This is a genomic window from Bacillus sp. BP-3 (assembly GCF_028401955.1).
GTDB lineage: Bacteria > Bacillota > Bacilli > Bacillales > Bacillaceae_G > Bacillus_A.
On sequence record NZ_JAQOTJ010000019.1, the window covers coordinates 19,628 to 29,269 of the forward strand.

Annotated in this window: 5 protein-coding genes, 1 pseudogene and 1 other annotated feature (1 of these 7 running past the window's edge); all 6 genes and pseudogenes read left to right on the forward strand. The window is 40.2% G+C overall.

Annotated features, from left to right (window positions below; all coding sequences use genetic code 11):
- Nucleotides 1-48 (forward strand) — a sequence feature (ribosomal protein L10 leader region) (it extends 94 nt beyond the left edge of the window).
- Between the two features lie 40 nt (nt 49-88).
- Nucleotides 89-589 carry a 50S ribosomal protein L10 gene (gene rplJ / locus PLX19_RS21850; RefSeq protein WP_035433733.1) on the forward strand — a complete coding sequence of 167 codons (501 nt, stop codon included), beginning with the start codon at nt 89-91 and terminating at the stop codon, nt 587-589.
- Between the two features lie 69 nt (nt 590-658).
- A complete protein-coding gene (gene rplL, locus PLX19_RS21855; RefSeq protein WP_090918586.1) occupies nt 659-1,021 on the forward strand; it encodes a 50S ribosomal protein L7/L12 in 363 nt (120 codons plus the stop codon).
- Nucleotides 1,022-1,098: 77 nt separating this feature from the next.
- Nucleotides 1,099-1,698: a class I SAM-dependent methyltransferase gene (locus PLX19_RS21860; RefSeq protein WP_272190980.1), complete on the forward strand. Its 600-nt coding sequence runs from the start codon at nt 1,099-1,101 to the stop codon at nt 1,696-1,698.
- Between the two features lie 287 nt (nt 1,699-1,985).
- The gene (gene rpoB / locus PLX19_RS21865; RefSeq protein ID WP_272190981.1) at nt 1,986-5,519 is read left to right on the forward strand and encodes a DNA-directed RNA polymerase subunit beta; all 3,534 of its coding nucleotides are present in this window, start codon (nt 1,986-1,988) and stop codon (nt 5,517-5,519) included.
- Between the two features lie 37 nt (nt 5,520-5,556).
- Nucleotides 5,557-9,168: a DNA-directed RNA polymerase subunit beta' gene (gene rpoC / locus PLX19_RS21870; protein ID WP_272190983.1), complete on the forward strand. Its 3,612-nt coding sequence runs from the start codon at nt 5,557-5,559 to the stop codon at nt 9,166-9,168.
- Between the two features lie 351 nt (nt 9,169-9,519).
- Nucleotides 9,520-9,642: pseudogene (locus tag PLX19_RS21875) on the forward strand (30S ribosomal protein S12); the annotation flags it as partial.

Below are 9,642 nucleotides of genomic sequence, written 5' to 3' on the forward strand. Positions count from 1 at the left end.
ATATGCCTCCATGTCTATAACTGGGCACGGAGGCTTTTTAGTGCACTTTCGGTACATCTTCTATATAATCTACAGGAGGTGTAATAACATGACTAAAGCAATCGAAGCAAAACAACATGTTGTAACTGAAATCGCTGGTAAACTTAGCGAAAGTAAATCAACAATCGTTGTTGACTACCGTGGTTTAACAGTTTCTGAAGTAACGGAATTACGTAAAGCATTACGTGAAGCTGGCGTTGAGTTCAAAGTTTACAAAAACTCTTTAACTCGTCGTGCTGCAGAAGTTGCTGAACTAACTGAGTTAAACGAATTCCTAACAGGACCAAACGCTATCGCGTTCAGTAACGAAGATGTAGTTGCTCCTGCAAAGGTATTAAATGATTTTGCTAAAAATCACGAAGCTTTAGAAATTAAAGCTGGTGTGATTGAAGGTAAACTTGTAACTGTTGATGAGGTTAAAGCTATCGCTACTCTTCCATCACGTGAAGGCTTACTTTCTATGCTTCTTAGCGTTCTTCAAGCTCCAATCCGCAACCTTGCACTTGCTGCAAAAGCTGTTGCTGATCAAAAAGAAGAGCAAGGCGCTTAATTTTTTAAAAGATAATTACGTATTATCGATCAAACAATATGAACTTATTTAATAAGGAGGATATTTACAATGACTAAAGAACAAATCATTGAAGCAGTTAAAAATATGACTGTATTAGAACTTAACGACTTAGTAAAAGCTATCGAGGAAGAATTCGGCGTAACTGCTGCTGCTCCTGTAGCTGTAATGGGTGGCGCTGCTGGTGAAGCTGCTGCTGAGAAAACTGAATTTGATGTAGTACTTGCTGATGCAGGCGCTCAAAAAATCAAAGTTATCAAAGTTGTTCGCGAAATCACTGGTCTTGGATTAAAAGAAGCTAAAGAAGTAGCTGACAACACTCCAAAAGCAGTTAAAGAAGGCGTTTCTAAAGAAGAAGCTGAAGAAATCAAAGCTAAACTTGAAGAAGTTGGCGCTGCTGTAGAAGTTAAGTAATTAACTTTTGAGGCTTTAAAAAAAAGCTCGCTCTCATGCGAGCTTTTTTTTTAACTGTAAAGAAAAGAGGTGGCCATATGGCAGACCATTATTTTTCTAACGATCCTTCTAGTAAAAGTAATCGTAAACGTTGGGAATATACGCTCAGGGGATCTCGATTTGTTTTCTTATCTGACCACGGAGTATTTTCGAAAAATGAAGTGGATTTTGGTTCGCGTCTTTTAATTGAAGTCTTTCAAATGCCGGATGCCCAAGGTGATGTATTAGATGTTGGGTGTGGATATGGTCCGATAGGTTTATCTTTAGCGAAAGAGTTTCAAGAGTGCACAGTTCATATGGTGGATGTAAATGAAAGGGCGCTCGGGCTTGCGAAGGAAAACGCTGCTAATAACCAAATTGGAAATGTTCGAATTTATCAAAGTAGTGTATATGAAAATGTGAGTGGAGAATACGCTGCTATTCTATCTAATCCGCCAATACGAGCTGGGAAGCACGTGGTGCATGAGATTCTAGAAAAAGCGGTGGATCATCTTGTGCCGGGCGGTGAGTTGTGGATTGTAATCCAGAAAAAACAAGGTGCGCCATCCGCGATGAAAAGATTAGAAGAAGTATTTGATGAAGTGGAAGTCGTAGAAAAGAAAAAAGGCTATTATATCATAAAATCAAAAAAACGTTGACGGTTATTTTTGGTTGTGTTAACATTATAAAATGCCTATATATGATTTTCTGCGTTGAGAATGATGTATATTTTTGCTTCTCTTGGAAAAGATAGTAAAATCAGCAGATTATGAAACAGAATGATGGTTTTCTTATAGAAGCCATTTTTCTTTTTGAGCAGGTAGAAACACTCAACGTATCTATCTTTTTAGAGAAAAAGACTACGTAATTTGCGTTAGTCGTATTTAGTTGTGATTTTGCACATTTTTGTGCGTTTATAATACTCTTGATTTGAGGGGTGAAGCAGTTGACAGGTCAACTAGTTCAATACGGACGACACCGCCAACGAAGAAGTTATGCCCGTATTAGTGAGGTATTAGAATTACCAAATCTTATCGAAATTCAAACCTCTTCTTATCAGTGGTTTCTTGATGAGGGTTTGCGAGAAATGTTCCAAGACATTTCTCCGATTGAAGACTTTACGGGAAATTTATCGCTTGAGTTTATCGACTACAGTTTAGGTGAACCGAAATATTCTGTAGAAGAGTGTAAAGAGCGTGATGTGACGTATGCAGCACCACTTCGTGTAAAAGTGCGTCTAATCAATAAAGAAACTGGTGAAGTAAAAGAGCAAGATGTGTTCATGGGGGATTTCCCGCTCATGACAGAGACTGGAACATTTGTAATTAACGGTGCAGAACGCGTTATTGTTTCTCAGTTAGTTCGTTCACCAAGTGTATACTACAGCGGAAAAGTGGACAAAAACGGAAAACGTGGATTTACTGCTACTGTAATTCCAAACCGCGGAGCTTGGTTGGAGTATGAAACAGATGCTAAGGATGTTGTTTATGTGCGTATCGATCGTACGCGTAAACTGCCTGTAACTGTTTTGTTACGCGCATTAGGGTTTGGTTCTGATCAAGAAATCACCGAATTAATAGGTGATAACGAATACTTAAGTAATACGCTAGAAAAAGATAACACGGATAGCACAGAAAAAGCATTGCTTGAAATTTATGAGCGTCTACGTCCAGGTGAACCACCAACAGTAGAAAATGCGAAGAGTCTGCTTGTTTCTCGCTTCTTTGATCCAAAACGTTATGATCTAGCGAATGTAGGTCGCTACAAAATTAATAAGAAATTACACATCAAAAACAGATTGTTTAACCAACGTTTAGCTGAAACTTTAGTGGATCCTGAGACAGGTGAAATTTTAGTAGCAGAAGGAACAATCTTAGATCGTCGTACATTAGATCGTATTTTACCTTACTTAGAAAAGAACATTGGTTTTAAAACAGCGAAGCCAATGGGCGGAGTGGTAGAAGGCGATGTTGAATTGCAATCTATTAAGATTTATGCTCCAGATGCAGATGGAGAGCGTTCTATCAATATTATTGGTAATGCGAACATCGATCGCGATGTAAAACATATTACACCAGGCGATATTATTGCATCTATTAGCTATTTCTTTAATCTTCTATATAAAGTAGGGGACACAGACGATATTGACCATTTAGGGAACCGCCGCCTACGTTCTGTAGGGGAATTGTTACAAAACCAATTCCGTATCGGTCTTTCTCGTATGGAACGTGTTGTTCGTGAGAGAATGTCAATTCAAGATACAAATGCAATTACACCGCAAGCGTTAATTAACATTCGCCCGGTTATTGCATCTATTAAAGAGTTCTTCGGTAGTTCTCAGTTATCTCAGTTTATGGATCAAACAAACCCATTAGCAGAGTTAACACATAAACGAAGACTATCTGCATTAGGACCTGGTGGTTTAACGCGTGAACGCGCAGGCTTTGAAGTGCGTGACGTTCACTACTCTCACTATGGTCGTATGTGTCCAATCGAAACGCCAGAGGGACCAAACATCGGTTTGATTAACTCTCTATCTTCGTTTGCGAAAGTAAATGAATTTGGTTTCATTGAAACACCATATCGCCGTGTTGATCCAGAAACTGGACGTGTAACAACACGTGTAGATTACTTAACAGCTGATGAACAAGATAACTATGTTGTTGCCCAAGCAAATGCACGTTTATCTGAAGATGGAGATTTCCTTGATGAAGACGTTGTAGCACGTTTCCGCGACGAGAACGTTGTAGTAAAACGTGAACGTATTGACTACATGGATATCTCTCCAAAACAGGTTGTGTCTGCTGCGACAGCTTGTATCCCGTTCTTAGAAAATGATGACTCGAACCGTGCGCTAATGGGTGCGAACATGCAACGTCAAGCAGTTCCACTTATGAATCCAGAATCTCCAATTGTAGGTACTGGTATGGAGTACGTATCAGCGAAAGATTCAGGTGCTGCAGTAATTTGTAAACATCCTGGTATCGTTGAACGTGTAGAAGCTCGCGAAGTTTGGGTACGTCGTTATATCGAAGTAGACGGTCAAAAAGTAAAAGGTGACTTAGATCGCTACAAAATGTTGAAATTCATCCGTTCTAACCAAGGAACTTGTTACAACCAACGTCCAATCGTAAGTGTTGGCGATGAAGTTGTAAAAGGTGAGATTCTTGCAGACGGTCCTTCTATGGAAAAAGGTGAACTTGCACTTGGTCGTAACGTGCTTGTTGGCTTTATGACGTGGGATGGTTATAACTACGAGGATGCGATCATTATGAGTGAGCGCCTTGTAAAAGATGATGTGTATACTTCAATTCATATTGAAGAATATGAATCTGAAGCTCGTGATACAAAGCTAGGACCAGAAGAAATTACACGAGACATTCCAAACGTTGGTGAAGATGCGCTTCGTAACCTTGACGAGCGCGGTATTATCCGCATCGGTGCAGAGGTAAAAGACGGAGACTTGCTTGTTGGTAAAGTAACGCCAAAAGGTGTAACAGAGTTAACAGCTGAAGAGCGTCTATTACATGCAATCTTTGGTGAGAAAGCTCGTGAAGTACGTGATACATCACTACGTGTACCACACGGTGGTGGCGGTATTATCTTAGACGTAAAAGTATTCAACCGTGAAGATGGCGATGAATTGCCACCGGGTGTAAATCAACTTGTACGTGCATATATCGTTCAAAAACGTAAAATTTCTGAAGGTGACAAGATGGCCGGTCGTCACGGTAATAAAGGTGTTATCTCCCGTATTTTACCGGAAGAAGATATGCCTTACTTACCAGACGGTACACCAATCGATATCATGTTAAACCCATTAGGGGTACCATCTCGTATGAATATCGGTCAGGTGTTAGAGCTTCATCTTGGTATGGCAGCAAGGTATCTTGGTATCCACGTTGCAACACCAGTATTCGATGGCGCTCGTGAGGAAGATGTATGGGGAACAATCGAAGAAGCTGGTATGGCGCGTGATGCGAAGACGATTCTTTATGATGGACGTACTGGTGAACCGTTCGACAACCGTGTATCTGTTGGTGTTATGTATATGATTAAACTTGCACATATGGTTGACGATAAACTTCATGCTCGTTCTACTGGACCATACTCACTTGTAACGCAGCAGCCTCTTGGAGGTAAAGCGCAGTTCGGTGGACAGCGTTTCGGTGAGATGGAGGTTTGGGCACTTGAAGCTTACGGTGCTGCATATACTCTTCAAGAAATCTTAACAGTTAAGTCGGATGATGTTGTTGGGCGTGTGAAAACGTACGAATCGATTGTAAAAGGCGAAAACGTTCCAGAACCAGGTGTTCCTGAATCATTCAAAGTATTGATTAAGGAATTACAAAGTTTAGGTATGGATGTTAAGATGATGTCTAGCGACGATACTGAAATTGAAATGCGTGATACTGATGACGATGATGATCATCAGTCAGCAGAGAAATTAAATGTCGAAGTTGAGACAACGAAGGAATAATTGGGATAACCTGTAGACTAAAAGGGAGGTAGGCCCCTTGATAGATGTAAACAACTTTGAATATATGAAGATTGGACTTGCATCACCAGACAAAATTCGCTCTTGGTCATATGGGGAAGTGAAAAAACCCGAGACGATTAACTATCGTACATTGAAGCCAGAGAAAGACGGTTTGTTCTGTGAGCGTATTTTCGGTCCAACAAAAGACTGGGAATGTCATTGTGGTAAATATAAACGTGTCCGTTATAAAGGTGTAGTTTGTGATCGATGTGGCGTTGAAGTAACGCGTGCGAAAGTTCGTCGTGAACGTATGGGTCATATTGAATTAGCTGCTCCAGTATCTCATATTTGGTATTTCAAAGGTATCCCAAGCCGCATGGGACTTGTCTTAGACATGTCCCCTCGCGCGCTTGAAGAAGTAATTTATTTCGCTTCATATGTAGTAACAGAAAGCGGCGATACACCGCTTGATAAGAAGCAACTTCTTTCGGAGAAAGAATACCGTGCGTATCGTGACAGATACGGAAACTCTTTCCAAGCTGCTATGGGCGCGGAAGCAATTAAGAAGTTATTACAAGATATCGATTTAGATAAAGAAGTAGACTTCTTAAAGGAAGAGTTAAAAACAGCGCAAGGACAACGTCGTACTCGTGCTATTAAACGTCTAGAAGTATTAGAAGCATTCCGTAACTCTGGAAACGAACCATCTTGGATGATTCTAGATGTTCTTCCAGTTATCCCACCAGAACTTCGTCCAATGGTACAGTTAGATGGTGGACGTTTTGCAACTTCTGACTTAAACGACCTATATCGTCGTGTAATTAACCGTAACAATCGTTTAAAACGTTTATTAGACTTAGGTGCACCAAGCATTATCGTCCAAAATGAAAAGCGTATGTTACAAGAAGCAGTAGATGCTTTAATTGATAACGGTCGTCGTGGCCGTCCAGTTACTGGACCTGGTAACCGTCCGTTAAAATCTCTTTCACATATGTTAAAAGGTAAGCAAGGACGCTTCCGTCAAAATTTATTAGGTAAACGTGTTGACTACTCTGGTCGTTCCGTTATCGTTGTAGGACCGAACTTAAAAATGTACCAATGCGGCCTGCCAAAAGAAATGGCGCTGGAACTGTTCAAACCTTTCGTTATGAAAGAGTTAGTAGGAAAAGGTTTAGCGCACAACATTAAGAGTGCTAAACGTAAAATTGAACGAGTACAACCTGAAGTTTGGGATGTTTTAGAGTCTGTAATTAAAGAACACCCTGTACTTTTAAACCGTGCTCCAACGCTTCACCGTCTTGGTATTCAAGCGTTTGAACCTACATTGGTAGAAGGTCGTGCAATTCGTCTGCATCCACTTGTATGTACTGCATACAATGCGGACTTTGACGGTGACCAAATGGCGGTTCACGTTCCGTTATCATCAGAAGCACAGGCGGAAGCTCGTCTTCTTATGTTAGCTGCACAAAACATCTTGAACCCGAAAGATGGAAAACCAGTTGTTACACCGTCTCAGGATATGGTATTAGGTAACTACTACTTAACACTTGAGCGCAAAGGTGCGATTGGTGAAGGTATGATTTTCAAAGATACAAACGAAGCAATACTTGCATACCAAAACGGATATGTACACTTGCATACTCGTGTTGCTGTTGCAGCAAGCTCTGTAAACAACGAAACATTTACAGAAGAGCAAAACAGCAAGCTGTTGTTAACGACAGTTGGTAAGTTAATCTTCAACGAAATTTTACCGAAGTCTTTCCCTTACATTAACGAACCAACGAAGACAAACTTGGAGAAAGAAACTCCAGTGGAATACTTTGTTGAAAAAGGTGCTAACGTAAGAGAAATTATTGCTAGTCGCGAGGAAGTGGCGCCATTTAGCAAGAAAATTCTTGGTAATATCATTGCTGAAGTATTTAAACGTTTCAAGATTACAGAAACGTCTCGTATGCTTGATCGTATGAAAAACCTAGGATTTTCATACTCTACAAAAGCTGGTATTACAGTTGGGGTAGCGGATATCCTTGTATTAGGTGAAAAAGAAGAAATCTTGCTTGAAGCGCAAGCAAAAGTAGATACAGTTATTAAACAATTCCGTCGTGGTTTAATTACGGAAGAAGAACGTTATGATCGCGTTATCTCTATTTGGAGTAATGCAAAAGACGTTATCCAAGGAAAACTGATGAAAACTCTAGATAAGCGTAACCCGATCTTCATGATGAGTGATTCTGGTGCCCGTGGTAACGCATCGAACTTTACTCAGCTTGCTGGTATGCGTGGTTTGATGGCCAACCCATCTGGACGTATCATCGAACTTCCAATCAAATCAAGTTTCCGTGAAGGTTTAACGGTACTTGAGTACTTCATCTCTACGCATGGTGCGCGTAAAGGTCTTGCCGATACAGCGCTTAAGACTGCGGATTCTGGTTACTTAACACGTCGTCTTGTTGACGTTGCACAAGATGTTATCGTTCGTGAAGACGATTGTGGAACAGATCGAGGTCTATTAATTGGTGCGATTAAAGAAGGAAACGAAATTATCGAATCTTTATATGATCGCCTTGTAGGCCGTTTCGCAAGAAAAACTGTGAAACATCCAGAAACAGGTGAAGTGTTAGTTCGTGAAAATGAACTAATTACAGAAGATATCGCTCATATCATCGAAAAAGCAGGCGTTGAACAACTGTACATCCGTTCTGCATTTACATGTAACACGCGTCACGGTGTATGTAAGAAGTGTTACGGTCGTAACTTAGCTACTGGTACAGACGTAGAAGTGGGCGAAGCGGTTGGTATTATCGCAGCTCAATCTATCGGTGAGCCAGGTACACAGTTAACGATGCGTACATTCCATACAGGTGGGGTTGCTGGAGACGATATCACTCAAGGTTTACCGCGTATTCAAGAGATTTTCGAAGCGCGTAATCCGAAAGGGCAAGCGGTTATCAGTGAAATCGATGGTGTTGTTGCAGCGATTAACGATGTGAAAGATCGCCAAGAAGTTGTTGTACAAGGTGATGTAGAAGCTCGTACGTATGCAATTCCTTATGGTGCTCGTTTAAAAGTAGCTCCAGGACATCGCATCGAACATGGTAAAGAACTTACTGAAGGTTCTATCGATCCGAAAGAATTACTGAAAGTAACAGATATTACATCAGTTCAAGAATACTTGCTTCGTGAAGTACAAAAAGTATACCGTATGCAAGGGGTAGAAATTGGTGATAAACACGTAGAAGTAATGGTTCGCCAAATGCTTCGTAAAGTTCGTGTAATCGATGCTGGTGAAACAGATGTATTACCAGGAACATTACTTGATATCCACCAATTTACAGATGCAAATGCGAAAGTGTTGCTTCAAGGCAAACAACCAGCAACAGCGCGTCCAATCCTTCTTGGTATTACGAAGGCTTCACTTGAAACAGATTCGTTCTTATCTGCAGCATCATTCCAGGAAACAACTCGTGTGTTAACTGATGCAGCAATTAAAGGTAAGCGTGACGAACTTCTTGGTCTGAAAGAAAATGTTATTATCGGTAAACTTGTTCCAGCTGGTACAGGTATGAATCGTTACCGCAGAGTAGATCTTGTAAAAACAGCACAAGAAGAAATAAATGTAGAAAATGATGAGGTTTACGTAGAAAACTAAAATTTTCCGTCGTAAATTTTGCATAAAAAAGATAATCTTAGTTGACATGATGCAATGCAAAATGTTAATATAAGCAAGGTTGCTCCTTAATAAACGTTGAAGATAATTCAACACGGTATAGTTAGAACGTTGTCATAGCTTTTAGCAATGCAATATAACATACTTTTTCAAAACTGGATCTCAGCATGGAAATGAGTGAGATGCAAGTAGGAGCTTCAGTGATAGAAATAACAAGTTAAAACTGTTTTTGTGAGGAGAGCTCTTGCTCTTCCTTGCAAAAACTTTGTTTTCAACTAATAATGAACCACCTGGATATGTGGTCATACAAACGTGTGAAGGGAGGATAAATTAATGCCTACTATTAACCAATTAGTGAGAAAAGGTCGTACTGATAAAGTATGGAAATCTAAATCACCTGCGTTAAACAAAGGTTTCAACTCTTTAAAGAAAAAAGCAACTGATATCTCTGCACCT

Excerpts from the sequence above, each read along its gene's own strand:
- PLX19_RS21860 (WP_272190980.1), top strand. The coding sequence starts at position 1,099 with ATGGCAGACCATTATTTTTCTAACGATCCTTCTAGTAAAAGTAATCGT.
- rplL (WP_090918586.1), top strand. The coding sequence starts at position 659 with ATGACTAAAGAACAAATCATTGAAGCAGTTAAAAATATGACTGTATTA.
- rplJ (WP_035433733.1), top strand. The coding sequence starts at position 89 with ATGACTAAAGCAATCGAAGCAAAACAACATGTTGTAACTGAAATCGCT.